The 22,120-nt window shown below is 41.6% G+C and carries 20 protein-coding genes; 5 read left to right on the forward strand and 15 right to left on the reverse strand.

From position 1 onward, the window contains the following. Window positions 1-221 precede the first annotated feature (221 nt). A complete protein-coding gene (locus ACNO7B_RS13155; protein ID WP_079920398.1) occupies window positions 222-686 on the reverse strand; it encodes a DUF441 domain-containing protein in 465 nt (154 codons plus the stop codon). 100 nt (window positions 687-786) lie between these two features. Between ACNO7B_RS13155 and ytvI the strand changes: the two genes are divergently transcribed. Then, window positions 787-1,905, forward strand: a complete 1,119-nt coding sequence (gene ytvI / locus ACNO7B_RS13160) for a sporulation integral membrane protein YtvI (RefSeq protein WP_417901598.1) — start codon at window positions 787-789, stop codon at window positions 1,903-1,905. Between the two features lie 24 nt (window positions 1,906-1,929). Here the strand turns inward: ytvI and ACNO7B_RS13165 are convergent, their stop codons facing one another. The 7 genes from ACNO7B_RS13165 to dnaE form a co-directional block, all read right to left on the reverse strand. Next, complete coding sequence (locus ACNO7B_RS13165; protein ID WP_007501703.1) at window positions 1,930-2,319, reverse strand: FxsA family protein; 390 nt, start codon at window positions 2,317-2,319, stop codon at window positions 1,930-1,932. Window positions 2,320-2,419: 100 nt separating this feature from the next. Then, a complete protein-coding gene (gene pyk / locus ACNO7B_RS13170; RefSeq protein ID WP_008346071.1) occupies window positions 2,420-4,180 on the reverse strand; it encodes a pyruvate kinase in 1,761 nt (586 codons plus the stop codon). A gap of 27 nt (window positions 4,181-4,207) precedes the next feature. After that, complete coding sequence (pfkA, locus tag ACNO7B_RS13175; protein ID WP_017358271.1) at window positions 4,208-5,167, reverse strand: 6-phosphofructokinase; 960 nt, start codon at window positions 5,165-5,167, stop codon at window positions 4,208-4,210. A gap of 339 nt (window positions 5,168-5,506) precedes the next feature. Continuing rightward, window positions 5,507-6,484 carry an acetyl-CoA carboxylase carboxyl transferase subunit alpha gene (gene accA, locus ACNO7B_RS13180; RefSeq protein ID WP_017358272.1) on the reverse strand — a complete coding sequence of 326 codons (978 nt, stop codon included), beginning with the start codon at window positions 6,482-6,484 and terminating at the stop codon, window positions 5,507-5,509. Then, the gene (accD, locus tag ACNO7B_RS13185) at window positions 6,469-7,344 is read right to left on the reverse strand and encodes an acetyl-CoA carboxylase, carboxyltransferase subunit beta (protein WP_008346077.1); all 876 of its coding nucleotides are present in this window, start codon (window positions 7,342-7,344) and stop codon (window positions 6,469-6,471) included. Before accD ends, accA begins: the two co-directional genes overlap by 16 nt. A gap of 306 nt (window positions 7,345-7,650) precedes the next feature. Then, window positions 7,651-8,883, reverse strand: a complete 1,233-nt coding sequence (locus tag ACNO7B_RS13190) for an NAD(P)-dependent malic enzyme (protein ID WP_007501712.1) — start codon at window positions 8,881-8,883, stop codon at window positions 7,651-7,653. Between the two features lie 141 nt (window positions 8,884-9,024). Beyond that, window positions 9,025-12,360 (reverse strand): DNA polymerase III subunit alpha, encoded by a 3,336-nt coding sequence (gene dnaE, locus ACNO7B_RS13195; protein WP_417901599.1) that lies wholly within the window; start codon window positions 12,358-12,360, stop codon window positions 9,025-9,027. A gap of 137 nt (window positions 12,361-12,497) precedes the next feature. On the opposite strand from dnaE, the gene ACNO7B_RS13200 reads away from it, so the two are divergent. The 3 genes from ACNO7B_RS13200 (at window position 12,498) to ACNO7B_RS13210 (ending at window position 13,634) form a co-directional block, all read left to right on the forward strand. After that, complete coding sequence (locus ACNO7B_RS13200) at window positions 12,498-12,839, forward strand: YtrH family sporulation protein (RefSeq protein ID WP_007501717.1); 342 nt, start codon at window positions 12,498-12,500, stop codon at window positions 12,837-12,839. After that, a complete protein-coding gene (gene ytrI, locus ACNO7B_RS13205) occupies window positions 12,836-13,339 on the forward strand; it encodes a sporulation membrane protein YtrI (RefSeq protein ID WP_007501718.1) in 504 nt (167 codons plus the stop codon). Before ACNO7B_RS13200 ends, ytrI begins: the two co-directional genes overlap by 4 nt. 109 nt (window positions 13,340-13,448) lie before the next feature. Next, window positions 13,449-13,634 (forward strand): hypothetical protein, encoded by a 186-nt coding sequence (locus ACNO7B_RS13210; RefSeq protein WP_008346082.1) that lies wholly within the window; start codon window positions 13,449-13,451, stop codon window positions 13,632-13,634. A gap of 48 nt (window positions 13,635-13,682) precedes the next feature. Here the strand turns inward: ACNO7B_RS13210 and ACNO7B_RS13215 are convergent, their stop codons facing one another. Next, window positions 13,683-14,624 carry a DHH family phosphoesterase gene (locus tag ACNO7B_RS13215; RefSeq protein WP_007501719.1) on the reverse strand — a complete coding sequence of 314 codons (942 nt, stop codon included), beginning with the start codon at window positions 14,622-14,624 and terminating at the stop codon, window positions 13,683-13,685. A 147-nt stretch (window positions 14,625-14,771) separates the two neighbouring features. Between ACNO7B_RS13215 and ACNO7B_RS13220 the strand changes: the two genes are divergently transcribed. Beyond that, complete coding sequence (locus ACNO7B_RS13220) at window positions 14,772-15,074, forward strand: YtpI family protein (protein WP_008343164.1); 303 nt, start codon at window positions 14,772-14,774, stop codon at window positions 15,072-15,074. Between the two features lie 201 nt (window positions 15,075-15,275). Here ACNO7B_RS13220 and ACNO7B_RS13225 read toward each other — a convergent pair whose 3' ends face one another. The 6 genes from ACNO7B_RS13225 to ACNO7B_RS13250 form a co-directional block, all read right to left on the reverse strand. After that, on the reverse strand, window positions 15,276-16,598 hold the full coding sequence (locus ACNO7B_RS13225) for a CBS domain-containing protein (protein ID WP_007501721.1): 1,323 nt from the start codon (window positions 16,596-16,598) through the stop codon (window positions 15,276-15,278). Between the two features lie 144 nt (window positions 16,599-16,742). Further along, complete coding sequence (locus tag ACNO7B_RS13230; protein ID WP_417901600.1) at window positions 16,743-17,426, reverse strand: metal-dependent hydrolase; 684 nt, start codon at window positions 17,424-17,426, stop codon at window positions 16,743-16,745. A 66-nt stretch (window positions 17,427-17,492) separates the two neighbouring features. After that, window positions 17,493-18,248 carry an SDR family oxidoreductase gene (locus ACNO7B_RS13235; protein ID WP_417901601.1) on the reverse strand — a complete coding sequence of 252 codons (756 nt, stop codon included), beginning with the start codon at window positions 18,246-18,248 and terminating at the stop codon, window positions 17,493-17,495. Between the two features lie 95 nt (window positions 18,249-18,343). Continuing rightward, complete coding sequence (locus tag ACNO7B_RS13240) at window positions 18,344-19,249, reverse strand: phosphotransferase (protein WP_417901602.1); 906 nt, start codon at window positions 19,247-19,249, stop codon at window positions 18,344-18,346. Between the two features lie 118 nt (window positions 19,250-19,367). Beyond that, the gene (argH, locus tag ACNO7B_RS13245) at window positions 19,368-20,741 is read right to left on the reverse strand and encodes an argininosuccinate lyase (protein WP_008343150.1); all 1,374 of its coding nucleotides are present in this window, start codon (window positions 20,739-20,741) and stop codon (window positions 19,368-19,370) included. Further along, window positions 20,738-21,949: an argininosuccinate synthase gene (locus tag ACNO7B_RS13250; protein WP_008343148.1), complete on the reverse strand. Its 1,212-nt coding sequence runs from the start codon at window positions 21,947-21,949 to the stop codon at window positions 20,738-20,740. Before ACNO7B_RS13250 ends, argH begins: the two co-directional genes overlap by 4 nt. Window positions 21,950-22,120: the final 171 nt, after the last annotated feature.

The raw sequence follows: 22,120 nt of genomic DNA on the forward strand, positions 1-22,120 counted from the left end.
TGATCAATGAGTTCAAAATTAAGCCTATTCCCATTATAAACAATAATCAGACATTTGTTAAATGTTTAACTATAATTTTTTTTGATATTTTTTTTTCCAGCCTTCCGGTTCGGGCATGGAATAAAGGGATTTTGCTTCTTTTAATATATTTAATTATGTTTTTTTGCAAAAGCTCACGTCAGAAAAAATATCAAAAGAAAGTGGCATGAGCCACTCTCTTTTTAACCGCTGAAAAATTTCACTGCTTGCATCGCTAAATAGGCAATTCCAGCACCAATCAGCGGGCCAACAGCCACACCTTTGAATAAGCTGACTGCCAAAATCGTACCGAATACAAGTGCTGCTGTGATATGCGGATCGTTTTCGAGTAGCACAATGCCGTTTTTTGCAATTAATGCTACTAATATACCCGCTCCAAGAGCTATCCAAGCATAGGAAGATTTCATCGCTTCTCCAAGCTGTTTAAATCCAATGTCCCCTGTTGCGATCGGTACAAGCACAGCGATCGTGATGACCGTCACACCCCAATTGATACCTTTTGATTGCAGAACCGGGAATATTTTTTGATCCAGGCCAATCAGCTTAATGGCAATCAGCACAGAGACCGCTAAAATTAAGGAATTGTTTTTTGCAATAAGTGCAATAACGAGTAAAAGAAACAAAAACAAATTTGCTTGAGTAAACATACGCCGCTCCTTTCTTTCTTTTTATTGCGACCTTTTCATATTACTAATCTTTTTGAATAAAATGAAGTATCGGACATGCTTGTTTTTTGGAGGGGATTGTGTGAATCACACTTATGTGGGCATTTTTTTGCGAAGTTTGATGATTTTCAGCATCGCCGTTTGTGCGGTTGTTTTTTTATATCAGTCTTTTCCGTTTTTATATCCATTTTGGATTGCATTTGCCGTGTCGTGTTTGATTCATCCAGCCGTATGCAAAATCGAAAACATGACCGGGATGCCAAGAGGTTTTGTTGTCATCATTGTGCTATTACTCTTTTTAGTGGTAGCAGCCGGATTCATGACACTTTTAGTGGCTGAAATCATTTCAGGAAGTGCTTATTTAGCAAAGGTAATGCCAGGTCATCTTGATCAACTGATTGGGATCGTGGAACGTTTTTTTACAGATCAGATTTTGCCTTTATATCATGATTTGACTGCTCAATTTAATACACTTCAAGCAGGTCAAAAGGAATCGATTTTAGGACAAATCCAAGCACTTGGTGACGAAGCAGCGGCAAAAATCGGGACTTTCCTTTCAAAAACTCTTGAATTCATTCCAGCTTTTTTAGGTCTTTTGCCTGATGCAGCAGCGACACTTTTATTTTCCGCACTAGCGACTTTTTTTATCACAAAAGATTGGTTTACGTTAAAAAAATATGGTTCTCGTATCTTTCCCGCCAAATGGATGCTTCATACACGTGCCATTTTATCTGAAATCAAAAAAGCCATTTCTGGCTTTATGAAGGCCCAGCTTCTCCTTGTTGCCATGACCATTGGGATCGTGCTGATTGGACTTTTCATCTTAAAGGTCGAACATGCGATTGTGATTGCTCTATGTATTGGTCTAGTTGATTTACTTCCTTACATCGGGAGTGGCACGGTTTTTCTTCCGTGGATCATTTACTCCGCCATGACAGGAAATCTTTCACTCGCCATTGGACTGGGCATTTTGTATATTGTGGTGCTCATTCAAAGACAAATATCAGAGCCAAAAGTCTTAAGTAAATCAATCGGTCTTAATCCTTTAGCAACACTTGTGGCGCTGTTTGTCGGGTTAAAATGCTTTGGTTTTCTTGGACTTGCACTCGGTCCCGCTTCTCTTGTCGTTTGGCAGGCGTTTCGTAATGCAGGGGTTTTCAGAGACCTTTATCAGTACATTCGGTATGGTGCGCAAAAGTAAAAGAGACCTGATGCGAAGGTCTCTTTAGCGAATAATCGTATAGCGTTTGCGATTAGACATATTTCTAAGCCAGCGCTCAAAGAGCGGTTTGATTCGTTTTCTTGTCATGGGAATGAGCAGCACAGCCCCAATCAGATCTGAAAGGAATCCAGGAATGAGCAGCAGTAACCCGCCAATCAGAATGCAGAATCCATCGACAATGGTGGCCCCTGGCATTTTGCCATACTGTAAATCTCGCTGCACTTTCTGAAATGCTTCTATTCCTTGTTTCCTTGCAAAGTAAGCACCTAGTGCACTTGTCAGCACAATGACTAGCATCGTTGGTAAAATACCAATGATGTTACTTGAGATTAAAAATAAACTAATTTCAACTGCTGGGAACAGAATCAATAATAGTAGAAAATATTTTTTCAAGCCATATCACCTCATGGGGTCTCTTTCATCGAAAGCTGTTTACTTTTTTTAGTGTAACATAAAAAAAGAGAGGAGTCAGATAACTCCCCTCGTGTGTGATTTAAAGGACGCTTGCACGGCCTTTGTAGATCGCTCCGCGTGCTGGATCTACTGTAATCTCTTCGCCTTCTTTTAGAAGTGTTGTGGCACTGTCAAGGCCAACAATCACTGGAATGCCAAGGCTAAGCCCAACGACTGCTGCATGGCTTGTTAAACCGCCTTCTTCCGTGATAAGGGCAGATGCTTTTTCTAAAGCACCCATCATATCACGATCTGTGCAGTTTGCGACAAGTATCGCACCATCGTACATTTTTTCCTCTGCTTCTTTTCCGCTTTGTGCAATAACAACCGGTCCAAATGCAGATTTGCGGCCAATTCCTTGACCCTTCGCAATGATGTCACCGACAACATACACTTTCATTAAGTTGGTTGTACCTGTTTCACCAACTGGCACACCAGCTGTAATCACGATTAAATCACCATGTCTTACATAGCCTGTTTCAATTGACTTTTCTACTGCATTCTCAAGCATTTCATCAGTAGATGTCGTTTTTGAACCGCTCTTTGCAAATACACCGAATACGAGTGAAAGTTTTCTTGCCACTGATTCGTTTGCTGTGACTGCTACGATTGGTGCTTTTGGTCTATATTTTGAAATCATTCTCGCTGTATGACCGCTCTCAGTAGGTGTCACAATTGCCGCCACATCAAGCTTCATAGCTGTGTGCGCAACAGATTGACCGATCGCATCTGTAATGCTGACTTCTACTTCTTCGCTTCTGCGAGAAAGGATCGCTTTATAGTTAAGTGCTTCCTCTGAACGTGAGGCAATGTTGTGCATCGTTTGCACAGCTTCAACTGGATATGTTCCTGCTGCTGTTTCACCAGATAGCATGATCGCATCTGTACCATCAAAAATAGCATTTGCCACATCACTTGCTTCTGCACGAGTTGGACGCGGGTTACGCTGCATGCTATCCAGCATTTGAGTTGCTGTGATGACAGGCTTGCCTAAACGGTTGCATTTTTTGATTAGCATTTTTTGAACAAGTGGTACTTCTTCTGCCGGAATCTCTACACCAAGATCTCCACGCGCGACCATCAGTCCATCTGATACCTCAAGGATTTCATCGATGTTATCAACGCCCTCTTGGTTTTCAATCTTCGGAATGATTTGAATGTCAGCTGCGTTGTTCTTTTCAAGCAGCTCACGAATCTCAAGAACATCAGAAGCTCGTCTTACAAAAGAAGCTGCGATGAAATCGACACCTTGTTCAATTCCAAACAGAATATCATTGGCATCCTTTTCTGTAATACCCGGCAAGTTCACACTCACACCTGGTACGTTGACACCTTTTTTGTTTTTCAGTGTACCTGTATTCATCACTTTTGTGACGATTTCTTTTCGGTCCTTATTTAATTCTTTTACTTCTAGACCAATCAGACCATCATCTAATAAAATGGTTGAGCCCACTTCTACATCATGAATTAAATCTTCGTACGTCACACTGATTTTTTCAGTGTTTCCCACAATGTCTTCCATACTCACGATAAGATCAGCACCAGCAACTAACTCAATTGAGCCGTTTTCAACTGTACGTGTACGGATCTCTGGACCTTTTGTATCAAGAAGGATCGCAATGTCCTTGCCTAAAGTTTTACCTGCTTTGCGAATGTTTTCAATACGTGCACCATGCTCTTCAAAATCTCCATGAGAGAAGTTTAGTCTGGCTACATTCATTCCTGCTTCAATCAATTCAGTCAGCTTTTCAATGCTTTCACTTGCTGGACCGATTGTACAAACGATTTTTGTCTTTCTCATTACTGTTCCTCCTAAGGTCTTCTCGTTTTATATAGAGAGCTCTTGTGAAAGTCGGTACATATTTTGATCGACTGTATGCTTTTTATCTAAGATGTCTAAAATATCGTGATGAACGAGTTCGTTGCTTTGAATGCCTACACAGCGTCCGCCTCTTCCTTCAAGAAGAAGTTCTACTGCATACGCTCCTAAGCGACTTGCGAGCACTCGGTCAAACGCACTTGGAGAACCTCCACGCTGAATATGTCCTAAGACAGATACACGCGTTTCAAGGCTTGTCTCCTCTTCAATTCTCTTACCAAATTCGACACCGCTGCCTACGCCTTCTGCGACGATGATGATACTGTGTTTCTTGCCGCGCTCATGTCCTCTTCTCAATCTGGCAATAATTTCGTCCATGTCATAGTCTGCTTCAGGAATCAAAATCGATTCAGCTCCGCCTGCAAGACCTGACCAAAGGGCAATATCCCCTGCATGTCTTCCCATTACTTCCACTACGTATGTACGTTCATGAGATGTGGCTGTATCACGAATTTTATCAATGGCATCAATGACTGTATTTAGTGCTGTATCAAAGCCAATAGTGAAATCAGTACCAGGAATGTCATTGTCAATCGTGCCAGGGACACCTACACATGGAAAACCGAGCTCTGTTAATTTCTTCGCTCCCATGAATGAGCCATCTCCACCGATGACAACAAGTCCTTCAATACCGAATTTTTTTAAGTTCTCAATCCCTTTTTCACGACCTTCAACTGTCTTGAATTCAGGACATCTTGCCGTGTAAAGTTTTGTTCCCCCGCGATGAATGATATCGCCTACTGAACCTATTTCGAGTTTCTCAATTTTACCGTTAATTAGACCTGAATATCCATTATAAATACCGTAAACTTCTACATTATGGTAAATTGCTTTCCTTACAACTGCGCGCACAGCTGCATTCATTCCTGGGGAATCCCCACCGCTCGTTAAAACTCCTATACGCTTCATCTTTTTCACCTCAGAGACCATATATGAATTAAACATACCATTTCCACTGCTTGAAAACAATCATGAGCAAAACCGGATGTTTTCAATACGAATTTCTAAAACCGTACTTATTATACAATTAAATAAAATGTTTTTAAACAAAAGTTAAGAAAGTCATGAAAGCACTTTGTTCAAAAAACAGTTGATTCAAGTGCTCTAAACCTTGTGAAATCAACGTTTTCAGACGTTTCAAATTTTATGAAAACAAAAGAAAATTATTTTCAAATAGCGCTTACATCAGATCGTTTTGATGAAAAAAGACGAAAAAAATAAACGCCAGCCAAAAGGCTGTACGTTTATTTAGTTTACCCCAATATATTGATTTTCAATCGATACTTTGCCGATTGCTTTGTATTTTTGATATCTTTGTTCGACTAATTCTTCAGGCGATTGTTTGAGCAAAGATGTAAGTGACTGTTTTAATGTTTTTTCAATGTAGGCTGCTTGTTGTTTCACGTCTCGGTGTGCTCCACCTTGCACTTCTTTAATAACATCATCTATAATATCTAATTCTTTTAGGTCTGGAGCGGTAATTTTCATTGATTCTGCAGCTTTTTTTGCAAGTGATGAGTCCTTCCAGAGCAGTGCTGCTGCACCTTCAGGTGAAATCACTGAATATGTTGAGTTCTCTAGCATAAATAGGTGGTTTCCTACGCCTAAGCCTAGTGCTCCGCCACTTCCGCCTTCTCCAATGACAATACAGACAACCGGTACACGAAGTCCTGCCATTTCGAAAAGGTTTTTCGCAATTGCTTCACTTTGCCCGCGTTCTTCAGCTGCTTTACCAGGATAAGCTCCTTTTGTATCAATAAAGCAAATGATTGGACGATTAAATTTATCTGCTTGTTTCATCAAGCGCAATGCTTTACGGTAACCTTCTGGATGCGGCATCCCGAAATTACGGCGCAAGTTTTCTTTTGTGTCTTTTCCGCGCTGATGACCAATGACTGTGACAGGAAGTCCTTTAAACGTGGCAATTCCTCCAACGATGGCTTCATCGTCGCCATAAAAACGATCACCGTGACATTCGAAAAAGTGATCAAACAGCTCTTGAATGTAATCGAGAGTTGTTGGGCGCATCGCATGACGAGCAATTTGTACTCTGTCCCACGGCTTTAAATTTGTATAAATGTCTGTTTCAAGCTTACTCAGACGCGTTTCAAGGCGCTCAATTTCCGCACTTAAATCCATCTCTGAGTTTTGTGTGAACTTTTTCAATTCATCAATTTTCGCTCGAAGTTCAATGACAGGTTTTTCAAATTCTAGTTCTCCAGCCACTCTCGTTCACCTCCTGTGCTGTGTAATGCTAAGATTTGGCCTAATGTTTCTTTCATTTCTGCACGGTGAATCACAGCATCTAGCTGACCATGCTTCATTAAAAATTCAGCCGTTTGGAAGTCCTCTGGTAGGTCTTCACGAATGGTTTGTTCAATGATTCTGCGACCAGCAAAACCAATTAATGCACCAGGCTCTGCAAAGTTGTAATCACCGAGAGACGCGAAACTAGCTGATACACCGCCAGTTGTCGGATTGGTCATCACAGAGATAATCAGACCTTGATCCTCGCTGAACAGCTTTAATGCTGAACTTGTTTTTGCCATCTGCATTAGACTAAGAATCCCCTCTTGCATTCTTGCTCCTCCAGATGCAGTGAAGATGATAAATGGCACCTTGTCCGCTTTTGCTTTCTCAATAGCTAATGTAATCTTTTCACCAACGACTGAGCCCATGCTGCCCATACGGAACGTGGCATCCATGACAGCAATGACAGCACTTTGACCTTTAATTTCACCTTTTCCTGTTACGATGGCTTCATTCAAAGATGTTTTTTCTCTGTCTTTCTGAAGCTTTTCTTCGTAGCCTGGGAAACCGAGCGGGTTCTCAGAAATGAGGTGACCGTTAAATTCTTCAAATGTGCCTTCGTCTACAAGGCTTTCAATACGTTGTTTTGCATTCATTTGCAAATGTCTGCCGCAATTCATGCAAACACGTAAATTTTTATCTAGTTCTTTGGTGAGCATTATTTTTTTACATTGCGGACATTTGGTCATAATGCCTTCAGGCACATCTTGACTTGCCTGTTCAGAGGGTACAGATGCATATTTTTTCTTTTTACTGAAAATATTCTTGATTGACAAATGACTACCTCCCTTTTTGAAGGGTTTTTTCTTTACACGCACATCCACTATTATAGGACATGTCATAACTGTACCGAAACTATTGTACTTTTTTTGTCAAACGCTGTCATCCTTCATTCAATTTTTTCAGTGGGGAATTGATGAGAAATGAGTATAGGTTTGGGGCGCTGAGTAGTTGGTATATGTGAATTGTGAACGTCTACAAAAAAAATCTCATTTAGGATGAAAAAAATTTCGTGTAAGAGAGGAAATGGTGCACGTTCTTCCTCCAAATTCAGAAAGAACGTGCACACTTTTCCAATTCGATTACTCGCCGATAATCGTTAATTTTCTTGTTTTTTCTGCAACAGCTTCTGGGTCTACTTTTATTCTTGAAACGCCCGTTTCCATTGCTGCTTTTGCCACTGCTTTGGCTACCGCTGGCGCTACTCGTGCATCAAATGGTGCAGGGATAACGTATTCCGCTGACAATTCTTCATCTGATACAAGGGAAGCAATCGCTTCAACAGCTGCAATTTTCATTTCTTCGTTAATGTGTGTCGCACGTACATCAAGCGCTCCGCGGAAAATTCCTGGGAATGCAAGGACGTTGTTCACTTGGTTCGGGAAGTCAGAACGGCCAGTTCCTACAACACTTGCTCCTGCTGCATGTGCATCTTCTGGCATGATCTCTGGGTTTGGATTAGCCATTGCGAAGATGACAGGATCTTTTGCCATTTTTCCAACCATTTCTTTTGTTAAAGCGCCTGCTACTGAAACGCCAATAAAGACATCTGCGCCTTCAATCACTTCTTCTAAAGAACCTTCTTTACGATCTTGGTTCGTGAATTTAGCTACTTCATTTTTCACTGCATTCATACCATTCGGACGGCCTTCATAAATAGCGCCTTTTGTATCACACATGATGATATCACGTACACCGAAATGATAAAGAAGTTTGATAATCGCAATTCCTGCTGCTCCAGCGCCGTTAGCAACCACTTTAATTGAAGACATTGATTTTCCAGACAGCTTCAGTGCATTCACAAGTCCTGCTACTGTTACAATCGCTGTCCCGTGCTGATCATCGTGGAAAACAGGAATGTTTGTCTCTTTTTTCAAACGTTCTTCAATGATAAAGCAGTTTGGTGCTGCAATATCTTCAAGGTTCACGCCGCCAAATGTCGGCTCAAGAAGCTTCACTGTTTCAACGATTTTGTCTACATCGTTTGTTGCAAGTGCGATTGGGAATGCATCAACACCTGCAAAGCTTTTGAATAAGACAGCTTTTCCTTCCATTACTGGAAGAGATGCTTCTGCCCCAATGTTTCCAAGCCCTAACACAGCACTTCCGTCTGTGACAACAGCAACCATATTGCCTTTCATTGTATAATCATACACTTTGCTTGTATCGTCATAAATATCTTTACATGGCTCTGCCACACCTGGTGAGTAAGCCAAGCTCAAGTCTTTCGCATTTTTCACTTGTACCTTTGATTTTGATTCGAGTTTGCCTTGATTCTCTTTGTGCATATGTAATGCTTCTTCTCTTAATGACATGTGATGAACACTCCTTCAAGTGGAAAATGATTTAATGAATTGCTAAGTTGATAAGCACATACTTGGCAGTTTAAATACACAGAATCTTTAAAATGATAACACAATAGGTGAAATTGTAAAACATATTCAGACGATTTGTCATCATTTAATCACAACGTTTTGTTCACCTAGCAGCTCTTTTAACTGGAAAATGACCGCATGATCTGCATGAACTTTGTATGCATCTGGAAGTCTCATCGTCTTTTTTTGCTTTTCATAATGCAAATAGACATCTGCTTCTCCGCTGTGCATGGAGATCACTCGTTTCACTTGTTCTAGCATCTCCTGCGTATGGTTCTCTTCTTTGACTCGAATGTAGACAGATTCTTTTCTTTTAGAGCCCATCTCTTCCAGTAGAACAGCTTCTTGTACGATGATTTGACTGCTCTCATTTCTGACATCTATTCTGCCTTCAACATAAAGCATTGCGCCCTCCTCAAGTAAGGGGGACAGCTTTCTAAATTGCTCTGGAAAGACGACACCTTCCATTTCTCCCGTTTCATCCCCGAATGTGACAAATGCCATCGATTGTCCATTTTTTGTCCGAATCGATTTCACCTTTGTCAAAAGACCACCCATTGAGATCTTTCGCTTTATATAGGAAGAAAGTCTGATGATTTCCACCGCACCATTCTCTCTTAAGCGATCTCGATACGCTTGTACAGGGTGATTTGATAAATATAACCCGAGTGCCTCTTTTTCAAATTGCAGGAGATCAACAAGCGGCAGTTCGTCTATCTCTGCATATTTTGGCTTAATGGAGAACGTTGTATCCCCAAGAAAGTCCAGCTGATCCTCAGGTGTTAAAAATGACACATGGTCTAACGCAATATCTATCGATGCTAATAACGAAGCACGATTTGGATGAAGCTCATCCATTGCCCCTGAGAAAATGAGGGCTTCAATCGTTTTTCGGTTGACACTCTTTGTTGATACCCTTGCGCAAAAATCAAATAAATCTTCAAATGGCTTTTCCTGTCTTGCTCTGTATATATCCTTTACAGCTGACACTCCGACATTTTTGATCGCTCTTAAGCTGTAGCGGATCTCCCCTTTTTCAACCGTGAATGGAAATTCGCTCTTATTAATAGAAGGCTTCAACACAGATATCCCTTTTTCCTTTGCCTCATAGAAATATTGAGCCACTTTGTCTTCATTTCCAATCACACTCGTTAAAAGACCGCACATAAAATATAACGGATAATGCGCTTTTAAATAAGCAAGCTGAAAGCCGATCATGCTATATGCAACAGCATGGCTTCTATTAAAACCATAGTTTGCAAATTTGACGATTAGGTCATAAACGTCATTTGCAATGTTAACAGGATACTCCTTTTTTAGGCATCCTTCAACAAAATGGCTTCGCTCTTCATCAAGCACCTTTTTATCCTTCTTTGAAACGGCTCTTCTTAGTAGATCGGCTTCGCCCAGCTTAAAGCCTGCCATCTTTGCTGCAATCAGCATGATTTGCTCCTGATAGACGATGACCCCATATGTATCCTTTAAGATGTCATACAAATCTGGATGCGGGTAGGAGACTTTCACTCTGCTATGCTTTCGGTCGATAAAGAGCGGGATATTCTCCATCGGACCCGGGCGGTATAAGGCATTGACAGCCACGATATCTTCTAGACTAGAAGGTTTCAGTCGTCTCAGCACCTGACGCATACCTTGTGACTCCAGCTGAAAAATCCCCGTTGTATCTCCCGCTGATAACAAATCAAACGTTTTCTGATCTTCATATGAAATGTCACTAAAGTTAATGTGGACGTTTTCCTGTCTTTCAATCTGGTTTTTAATGGATTCAATTAATGTTAAGTTTCTCAAACCTAAAAAATCCATTTTCAAAAGACCGAGATCTTCTAAATAATTCATCGCATATTGCGTCAAATACACTCCATCATGGCCTTCTTGAATAGGCACGACTTGTGTGAGCGGCTCCTCACTTAGGACAACGCCGGCTGCATGTGTTGACGTATGTCTTGGTAATCCTTCTACCTTTAAAGCGGTTTGAAACACTCTTTGCAGCTCTTCAGATTGCTGGAGCAGTGTTTTTAATTCTGAGGAGACTGTCACCGCTTCTTTCAGTGTCGTCCCTGGCTTTGATGGGATGAGCTTTGCAAGCCGGTCTGCTGCTTTTGAATCAATTCCCATTACACGTCCGACATCTCTTAAAGCAGCCTTTGCGGCAAGTGTTCCAAACGTGACAATTTGCGCCACATGCATATCGCCATATTTGTCTTTTACATATGAAATGATTTCATCTCTTCTCGTGTCAGGAAAATCGATATCTATATCTGGCATGCTGATTCGTTCAGGATTTAAAAAACGCTCAAATAAAAGCCCGTGACGGATCGGATCGACATCTGTAATAAACAGAACATACGCAACTAAAGAGCCTGCTGCTGATCCCCGGCCAGGACCTGTGACAATACCATGATCATGAGCATACTTCATAAAATCCCACACAATGAGGAAATAATCACTGAAATTCATTTTTTGAATGATGCTCAGCTCATACTCAAGCCTTTTGATATATGTGTCATTTGAAGCAACCTGTCTTCGTTTCATGCCTTCTTGGCACACTCTTCGTAAAAACTGATCAGCTGTTGATTGATCAGGCGTCGGATAAGTTGGCAGTTTCGTCTGACCAAGATTTAAATCGACCTCGCAGCGGTTTGCAATCTCAACCGTTCTTGCCAGCAATTCTGGATCATCACCATACCACTTCATCATTTCTTCGATCGATCTGAAATGCTTGTCTGCTTGGTCTTCCTCTATTTCTGATAACTGCTGGCCTGCTTTAATGGCTTTTAAACATGTATATGCGGTTTTGTCCTCTTGATGGATATAGTGGACGTCACCTGTTGCCACAAGCGGGATGTTCGCCCTTTTTGAGAGTTCCCTGAGCTTATGAGACAGCTCTTCGTCCTGCTGAAACGGCTGAACGGCTAAATACACATGTTCCTCACCAAAAAGATCTTTTAAATGGCTAGCCGCATCCCTTGCTTCATCTAGCTGATCATGTTGCAGCAGCGTTTCAATATAGCCGGATACGCCTGGTGTGATGGCAATAAGGCCATGATGATAGGCTTTCAGCCATTTCTCTTTCAGGCCGGTTTTTGACTTTGATTTCAAGACACTGCTAATTTTGATCAAGTTTTGATAGCCTTCATTGTTTTTGGCAAGGAGGATCAAAGGATAAGCCTCTGTCTCTTGTTCATCTATGAAGACAGAAGCTGTTAAACCGATAATCGGCTTGATGCCATGTGTTTTACATTCCTTATAAAATTCAACCGTTCCATACATCACATGGTCATCGGTAAGAGCAAGCGCTTGATAGCCAAGTTCTTTCGCCTTTAATACGAGCTCCTTGACCTTCGCTGCACTGCTCAATAAGCTGTATCCACTGTGGACCTGAAGATGAACATAGGACATGCTTAATCCACTCCTTTCGTCTAAATTCATTCTTTCATTATAAATCGCGATGCGGTGAGAAACAAATGTTCTTTCTTTTCCGCTCGTTCATACTTGTCCAGCATTCGCCATATATTGAATAGAGTGAGGTGGGAAAAATGGATGTGAAGGAAGCCTTTATTCCAAACTTTATTAGCTGTTATTTTATCGCACTAGGGGTTATTTTGGGCGGTGCCATTATAGGCGGGGTAGGTGCCTATTTATCTGGTCAGCCACCGCTATCAATTATTTCAAGTCTTGCCAACCGCTTAAAAATTTGGGCACTTGTTGCGGCAATCGGTGGAACTTTTGATGCGGTCTATAGTTTTGAAAGAGGGATTTTCGAAGGGAACACACGTGATATTTTCAAGCAGATCTTGCTCATTATCTCTGCTATGGGCGGTGCGCAAACGGGGTATCTCCTGATTACGTGGCTCACTCAGGAGCATGTATCATCATGAGGGTGCCTGAGCTGTATAAACGTCCAGGCTGGCAGCGTTTTTTTGCTGGGATGATGTTCGGCGCAATTATCAGCTGGCTGATTTTTCTCTTTACGTATGGCACCTTTCAGGAGAAGCAGGTGACACTGCTCAGAAGCCAGCAGCACCATATGGACAGTCTGAAAGAACAAATCACACTCTATCGGGAAGATTTGCATAAATTAAATGAAGACAATAAGCAGCGTCTGCTTATTCAGAGCGTAGACGTTCACCTCGTCAACCGTGAGCAGTACAAAATCCCGGAGCCAGATACCTTGAAATTTGAAGATCAGGTGAAAGAGGATATCTCAGAGGTGATCACAAAGGATATTGAAAGTGTCTATAAAACAAAAGAGCTCTTAAAACGGACCGTGGAAAATAAAGAATATACGATTAGAGAAAAGGCATACCGCGCCAAAGTCACCGAACTGACCATCTATACAAAGCTTTCGCTTGAAGTGCGTATTTCCTTCGCTGAATAATAGATGATGTGGAATTTTTATGAATTTCAGCACTCAATGATCGCTTTTCACTTGTTATTTTTATACACTAAAAGAAGAACGAGATGATTATAAGAAAGAGGTGAGAACAATGGAGGTTTACAGCTATCGTCAAATGGCACGAGACAAAGCAAGCCGGATTAAAGACGGCATGTGTGCTTATGCTGAGACAGAAATGATGGCCCATTTAATTAAAAAAGAATTAAAGCATCAAAATCTCCAAGCCTATGAAGATTCAACTGACATCGGCTGCTGGTTTATCCCTGTATCCAAGTAACCCTTTTCTCAAAGCTCAAAAAAGAGAGGGGGACTTGAAGCCCCTCTCTCACGATGATGATTTACATACTTCTTCTAAATCACGCAAAATCTCATCTGCAACTGCCCAATCATATATGGACGCACCGGCTGCAAGCGGGTGACCTCCGCCATGATATTTTTTAGCAATGGTGTTAATGACGACGCCTTTTGAGCGGAATCTCACACGAATCTGATCGTTCTCTTCCACAAAAAAGACCCATGCCTTAATCCCTGCAATATTTCCAAGTGTCCCAACAAGCTGTGAGGCTTGCTGCGCTGTTGTTTGGAACGACTCCAAAATGTCACGTTTAATAAAAACAGAAGCTACGCCATTCTCTGATAAAGAGATATGTTGAAAAATATAGCCATTTAATTTCACGACATTCAAATCTGTCTCATACAATTGATTGAAAAGGTCTGATGATGAAAACGGATATTCGATGAGTTCACCCGCATATTTGAGTGTCTTTTTCGTTGTGTTTGGGAAAAGGAAACGGCCTGTGTCTCCTACAATGCCGGCATAAATGAGTTCTGCCGCCTTTGTATTCAGCTGATATCCTTCTTCTTTCCCCTCTAAATACAGCTCATAAATCATTTCACTAACAGAGCTTGCTTCTGTATCAACCCAAAGCAAATCACCATACGGATCTTCATTCGGATGATGATCAATTTTCATCAGCTTATCGCCCATTGAATAGCGCTGATCATCAATTCTTGCTTGATTCGCAGTGTCACAGACAATGACAAGGGCACCTTTGTACACTTCATCTGGCACCTCATCTAATTCATATAAAAATGAAAGGGATGGCTCAGGGGTTCCTGTCGCATAAATATTTTTTTCTGGATAGGTGGCACGCAAGATTTCCGTAAGGCCGCACTGTGATCCATATGCGTCTGGATCAGGTCTTACATGTCTATGAATGATGATGGTGTCATATAATGATATGGTTCTAATCAGTTCTTTTTTCATAAATACTCCTTCTTATGCGATACTCTTTTTATTATTAAATCATAATCTACCCAGACAGAAAAGTGAGGAATAGACAATTTATTCTAGTAAGCAAGCCTATTTACGTTTAAAATAGGGTTGTAACCACTTACAATGGAGGCTTGGCACATGCTTGTTTTGATTGTGTTTATTATTTGTTCTGCCATGTTTTATTTATACTACAAAGCAAAGAATGTCCGTACGAACCGGCCGGTCGAAAAGAAATTCTGGTCTGCTAAATCAAGTATGGCACTTGGCTGCTTTGTCCTGCTCTTCGGTGTGAATCAATTATTTTTAAACCGCTCGTCACTGGCATTTGTCATTGGGTTTGTTTTTGTTGCAGTTGGTATCGGCAGTACATGGGCCGGATATAAAGCCTATAAGCACTATCTTCCGCTCTTTTTAAAGGAAGGCGAAAAAGACCACGCATAATAGAGAAAGGGCTAAAATGAACTTGATTTTAGCCCTTTTTCTTCTTTTCAGCGTGATAGAAAACCTTAGCAGACTAGGAAGGACGAGTACTGGCGCGGAGCGAATTTGACATTCGTGAGCACCAGCACGCAGGACTGCGGGCGAATGCGAGGGTTTGGCTACACGCTGAAAGGGCGCATTCATGCCGCCCTTTTTTGCCATTTATCCTCTCTCCATCAGCTGCACCATCAGCATCGCTTTTCCTACAATATTTGACTGGTGGTAAACTTCCACTTCCAGCTTTCCAAACTTGCGCCCAACTTCTAAAATATTCGGTTTGATCTGTATCGTGGATTCCATTTGAACCGGTTTTAAGAAATAGACAGAAAGACTTTCTACAATTAGTTCGCCTTTTTTATGAGACTTTAAGAAGCGGTTGGCTGATTCGATTAAAATTTGTGTAAACACACCGTACGAAATATTGCCGAGTTGATTTGTCATTTGTGGTGAGACTTCATATTGGTACACCGCATCTGTTTTTGGTTTTTCTGTATCGGCTTCCTTAAATCCTCTAGACACGACATCATCCAGCTTTTCACCGACTTGCGGCTGCTTTTGAATCATTTGCAGCGCCTTCAGCACGTCCTGACGGCTAATCATCCCAATCAGCTTCGCATGATCATTTACAACTGGCAGTACCTCAATACCTTCCCACACCATCATTTGTGCAGCTGAAGCGACAGATGTTTTGCCAATAACGGTCAGTGGATTTTTTGTCATCACCTTTTCAATCGGTGTAGAACGGTCATGGCCTGCAATATCCTTTGAGGTCAAAATGCCGTGAATTTTCATTTGATCGTCTGCTACTGGGAACCGGCCGTGCCCTGTTTCATAATTCTTTTCATACCATTTCTCAAGTTTGTCTTCTGGCGATAAATAGACGGTCCGTTCTATCGGCGTTAAAATATCCTCCACAAGCACAATTTCTTTTTTAATCAACTGGTCATAAATGGCCCGGTTAATGAGAGCCGCTACGGTAAATGTATCGTAGCTTGTTGATAAAATGGGCAGCTCAAGCTCATCTGCGAGCTGAATAATTTCATCATCTGTTGAGAATCCGCCCGTGACCAGCACAGCCGCTCCCGCCTCTAATGCTTGCCGGTGAGCATTGATTCGGTTTCCGACGATCAACAGGTTGCCTGCTGCTGTGTATCGCATCATCGCATCCAGTTCCATTGCACCGATGACAAATTTATTTAACGTTTTATGTAAGCCGGCTCGTCCGCCAAGCACCTGACCATCAATGACATTGACTACTTCCGCATATGTCAGCTTTTCAATATTTTCTTTTTTCTTCTGTTCAATTCGAATGGTACCGACTCGTTCAATGGTGCTCACGAACCCTTTATTTTCAGCATCCTTAATAGCCCGGTAAGCCGTGCCCTCACTGACTTTCATTTCTTTCGCTATACGCCGGACAGAAATTTTCTCTCCGACATCCAATGAATCAATATACGATAAAATTTGCTCATGCTTTGTCGCCAATCCCGTTCACCCTTTTTGTTTTCAGCGTTTTCATCTATATTTCATTATAAAGGCAGGAGGCTTTTAATAGCAATTTGTCTTTTACACGAGCACGATACAGGCAAATAAAAAAGCCGGTAGGGTGCCGGCTTTTGTTTATCATGATTATATATCGATGGATTCTCCGCTGTTTAATACGTGACCCACGCCGCCATGCAAGCTGTCTGCAAACGCATGAGGATCTTGTTCAATCGGCGGGAATGTACTGTAATGAATCGGTACGACTTGTTTCGCACGAAGCCACTCTGCTGCGATTCTCGCATCGTCTGGTCCCATTGTGAAGTTATCTCCTATTGGCAGGAAGGCGAGCTCAATATGATTCAGCTCCCCAATGAGTTTCATATCCGAGAAGAGAGCCGTGTCTCCAGCATGATAAATTGTTTTGCCTTCAGCAGTAAATAAAATACCGGATGGCATCCCTGTATACGTAATCGTTTTGGATTCTTCATCAATGACCGCTGAGCCATGGAACGCTTGCGTCAGCTTGACTTTACCAAATTCAAATTCACGTCCGCCACCAATAGAAAGCGGGTGTGTTTTCACCCCTTGCCAGCCTAAATAAGTGGCAAGTTCGAATGGCGCAATCACGAGTGCGTCATTGTTTTTAGCGATTTCAAGCGTGTCTCCGACGTGATCTCCATGCCCGTGCGTGAGCAAAATGACATCGGCTTTGACATCTTGTGGTTTGATTTCCGTGTGCTTATTTCCATTTAAAAATGGATCAATCCAAATATGGTATCCGTTTGTTTCAATGTGTACGACTGAATGTCCATGATATGTAGCTTTCATGTAAATATATCCACCTTTCGAATTTGATCTCATTTTGTCTATTCCCTCTATAAAAAGCTGAAAAACTTAGTGCCTATGAATTACATTAAGACCACCTGTTGCTTCAATGACGGTTCCTGTAATGAGGTCTGAACGGTCATCACATAGAAATGAAATGATACGACCGATATCCTCACCTGTCCCAGACCGACCAATCGGTGTTTCATCGTCTTTTATCTGACGTGCTTCCTCTATCGTCGATTCTTTCATGTCTCCAACGATTTTGCCTGGACACACCATATTAGCGGTAATGCCGTTTTCGGCTTCTTCAATCGCAATGGTTTTCGTCAATGACGCAAGGCCCACTTTTGCCGCTCCGAAGGCCGATCTGTGCATCCAGCCTGGCGCATGGTCTGCTCCTTGGAAGCCATATGTGATAATCCGGCCAAAGCCTTGTTTTCTCATCATAGGGATCACCATTCGGAACAAATGGAACACTGCGGATAGGTTGCCTTCCATCATTTGATACCATTCGTCTTCAGAGTAATCCGCGAGTTTTTTTCGTTCAAAAATATAAGGTCCAGCATTATTGATCAAGGCATCAATCCGCCCAAATCGCTCTGATGCCAGCTCGACCATGTTTTTTAAATCTTCTTTGTTTGTTACATCGCCTTGGACAAATTGAAGCTTTTCTTCGTATTCTTGCAGTTCTTCTTTCATCTGCCGGACAGCTTCATCATCACTTCGATAATTCACTGTCACAGAATACCCCATATTCAGTAAAGACTCGGTGACTTTCCTGCCAAGTCCTTTAGAACCCGCTGTTATTAATGCGTGTCGCACACAATCTCCTCCTAAAGCAAAGGTTGCAAGTTCATGTGTTTCTTTTGTTATCTTTACTTTACTATAAACCGGCTCCCTTCGCACTTTTGAACCCTTTAACAATGAGGGGAAAACCGTATAGGGTGATTCATCCACTTTTTCATATCCCATGAACCATGGATATCGAGAAGCAGCGAAACAAACCGATAGCATTCTCTCACCTCATGAAGCTGGCGAGGAAGCGGACAAATCTCTTCATATCCTAATTGAACCGCTTGTGCAGCTTCTTTCGTCAAAAGGTATTCGAGTGCAATCAAATCAAACGCAGCTGGTCCAAATAAGACATATTCCGTATCAACTAGACTCGTTACTTGATCATCGTCTTCAATATATTGCGATGGGTCTAAATCAATTAAAATGAGACTGGCTGCATCAGGAGGACTTAGCGTTTCAAGCTTTTGCTGCACCTTTTCTGCATAATTCTGATATTCAGGCTGATCAGCGTAATAGCGGCTGATGAGCTTGGAGACTGCCTTTTTTAACAGCGCATGGAATTCTCTCAAATGTCTCTTTTCTCCCCCGTATACTGCTCCGAAAAAGTTTGTTTGATATGAATGAAGATGCGCTAGTTTCCTCCCGTAATCCCTATAGAATTGTGCTGAACGGCCCTCAAAAGATGTTAAAGGGATTCCTTCTACTTTTTCCATGACATAAAAGTGTTTCCCCGCCTTCTTCACTTTACGAACAACTTTCGGAATATGAAAGGAATTCGTATGAGCCAGCTTTTTATTGATTTCATCAAGATGCTCTTGTACAGTACGGGCATCTACTCCATAAATCATGTTGATCCCATACACAAATTCACTTTCTTCTCTTGCAGTTTTTGGAGATTTCACTACATACTCCGTTTGGTCTTGTAAGGAAATCAGCCACACATCATTAGCCCTGCCGTCGTATGGTTCTCCTAACGTTTTCACTGATACGATAGGCTGATCAAACAAAGCCTGAAGCGTTTTCTTCATGAACTGTTGTCACTCCTTATTCAGCTTGACACTGGTATGCTTTCATTTTCTCCAGTGAAGATCAATCTCCTTTTTCCCATGAAAAAAACCATCCGTATAAACGAATGGTTTTGGCGAATTATGCTAGGCAGGCTTTTGCTTTTTCTAAAGCGAGCTGAATTTGTTTAAATCCAGTTCCACCTGCACTTGTTCTTTTTTCAACAGCAACATACGGATCAAGAACAGTGTAAATGTCTTGTTCAAAGAGGCCGCTTGCTTCTGTAAATGTTTCAAATGGAAGGTCACTTAAATAGATGCCTTTTTGAATGCATGTATACACAAGCTTCCCAACGATTTCGTGTGCTTCACGGAATGGCATACCTTTTTTCGCAAGGTAGTCTGCCACTTCGGTCGCATTTGAAAAATCTTCTTTTGTTGCTTTTTTCATGACATCTTCGTTCACTGTCATTGTTTGAATCATGCCTGTGAAGATTTGCAGGCTGCCAGCGATCGTTTTCACCGTATCAAACATGCCTTCTTTATCTTCTTGCAAGTCTTTGTTATACGTAAGCGGCAAGCCTTTCATAATGGTGAGCAGCCCCATCAGGTTGCCATATACTCGCCCTGTTTTTCCGCGGATCAATTCAGCCATATCTGGGTTTTTCTTTTGCGGCATCATGCTGCTGCCTGTTGCGTACGTGTCATCGAGCTCAATGAATTTGAATTCTTGAGAACACCATAAAATGATTTCTTCACAAAGACGTGAGAGGTGCATCATCACAAGGCTGCTATTGGACAAGAACTCTAAAATGAAATCACGATCACTCACGCCATCAAGGCTGTTCTCGTAAATATGGTCAAAGCCAAGAAGCTCTGCTGTATATTCACGATCAATTGGGAATGTCGTTCCTGCTAACGCCCCGCATCCAAGTGGTGACACATTAATCCGCTTCAATGAATCTTGAAAACGCGCTTTGTCCCGCTCAAGCATCCAAAAGTAGGCGAGCATATGATGAGCGAAGGAGATAGGCTGTGCACGCTGTAAGTGCGTATATCCTGGAAAAATTGTTTCAACGTGCTGTTCAGCTTTTTCTACAAGCACTGTTTGAAAAGAAGAGATCAGCTCAATGATATGCTCTACTTGGTTATTCAAATATAAATGCATATCGGTTGCGACCTGATCATTCCGGCTTCTCGCTGTGTGCAATTTGCCGCCAAGCGGACCAATCTCATCAATGAGCATTTTTTCAAGGTTTAAATGAATGTCCTCATAATCTACTGAGAAATCGAGTTCATCCGCCTCTGCCTTTTTCATGAGCGTATTCAGTCCGTCTTTGATTGCAGCGGCCTCCTCATCACCGATGATACCGCATTTATTCAGCATACTTGCATGGGCAAGGGAGCCGGTCAGATCTTCTTTGACTAATTGTTTGTCGAAATGAATGGATGCACCAAACTCATCGACCCATTTTTCTGGTGTTTTTTGAAATCGGCCTCCCCAAAGCTTTTTCATGCTTTAACCTGCTCCTTTTTGTTCACGATGCTGTTTACTTTTGTTGGTAAACCCCAAAGGTTAATAAATCCTACAGCTGCATCATGATCGAATTCATCTGCTTTTGTGTAAGTTGCTAGATTTTCATCATAAAGTGAATATGGTGATTTACGTCCTTCTACAATGGCATGGCCTTTAAATAGTTTCACACGTACAACACCTGTTACGTTCTTTTGCGTTTCTTGTAAGAATGCATCTAGTGCTGATTTAAGTGGTGAGAACCATAAGCCGTTGTATATTAATTCAGCCATTTTTTGTTCAACGATTGGCTTAAAGTGTGCTACTTCTTTAACAAGCGTTAAGTCTTCAAGTTCTTTGTGTGCTTTTAATAGGGTAACTGCACCTGGGCACTCATACACTTCACGAGATTTGATTCCAACAAGACGGTTTTCAACATGATCGATTCTGCCTACACCATGCTGGCCAGCAACTTCATTTAAATGAAGGATGAGATCAGATAATGAATACTGGATTCCGTCAATGGCTGTTGGTTTTCCTTTTTCAAACGTGATTTCAATGATTTCAGGTGTGTCAGGTGTTTTTTCAAGTGGATTTGTCAGATCATAAGCACCTTCTGGCGGCGCTGCCCAAGGATCTTCTAAAATACCACATTCGTTACTTCTGCCCCAAAGGTTTTGGTCAATTGAATATGGGCTGTCTAAGTTAATCGGAATTGGAATACCGTGCTTTTGTGCATAGTCGATTTCTTCATCACGAGACCATTTCCATTCACGCACTGGTGCAAGAACTTCTAGGTCTGGATTCAATGCTTTGATTGATACTTCAAAACGAACTTGGTCGTTTCCTTTACCTGTACATCCGTGTGCAACAGCTACGGCATTTTCTTTCTCTGCGACTTCCACTAATTTTTTGGCAATGAGCGGACGAGATAGTGCAGACACGAGTGGGTATTTCCCTTCATACATCGTGTGTGCTTGCAGTGCAGCAAGTGCAAATTCTTCAGCAAACTCTTCTTTTGCGTCGATCATGTAAGATTGAACAGCTCCGACTTGAAGTGCTTTTTGCTGAACGAATGCTAAATCTTTTCCTTCACCTACGTCCAGGCAGCAAGCAACAACTTCGTAACCTTGCTCCTGTAACCATTTAACTGCAACAGAGGTATCAAGACCTCCGGAATATGCTAATACGACTTTTTTATTTTGTGACATGTTTGAAAAGCTCCTCTCGCTTGTTTTGATTCTGTGAATGTTTTTTGCATAAAAATAAGTTTTAATTTATAAACATGCATTTAGTATGTATACACTGTAACAAGGAAAAATTGTTTTTTCAACCCCTTTATGAAAAAAACTCTGCCAAATTTTCTTGGCAGAGTCATTTTG

The organism is Bacillus sp. AK25 (assembly GCF_048270685.1).
GTDB classification, from domain to species: Bacteria; Bacillota; Bacilli; order Bacillales; family Bacillaceae; genus Bacillus; species Bacillus altitudinis.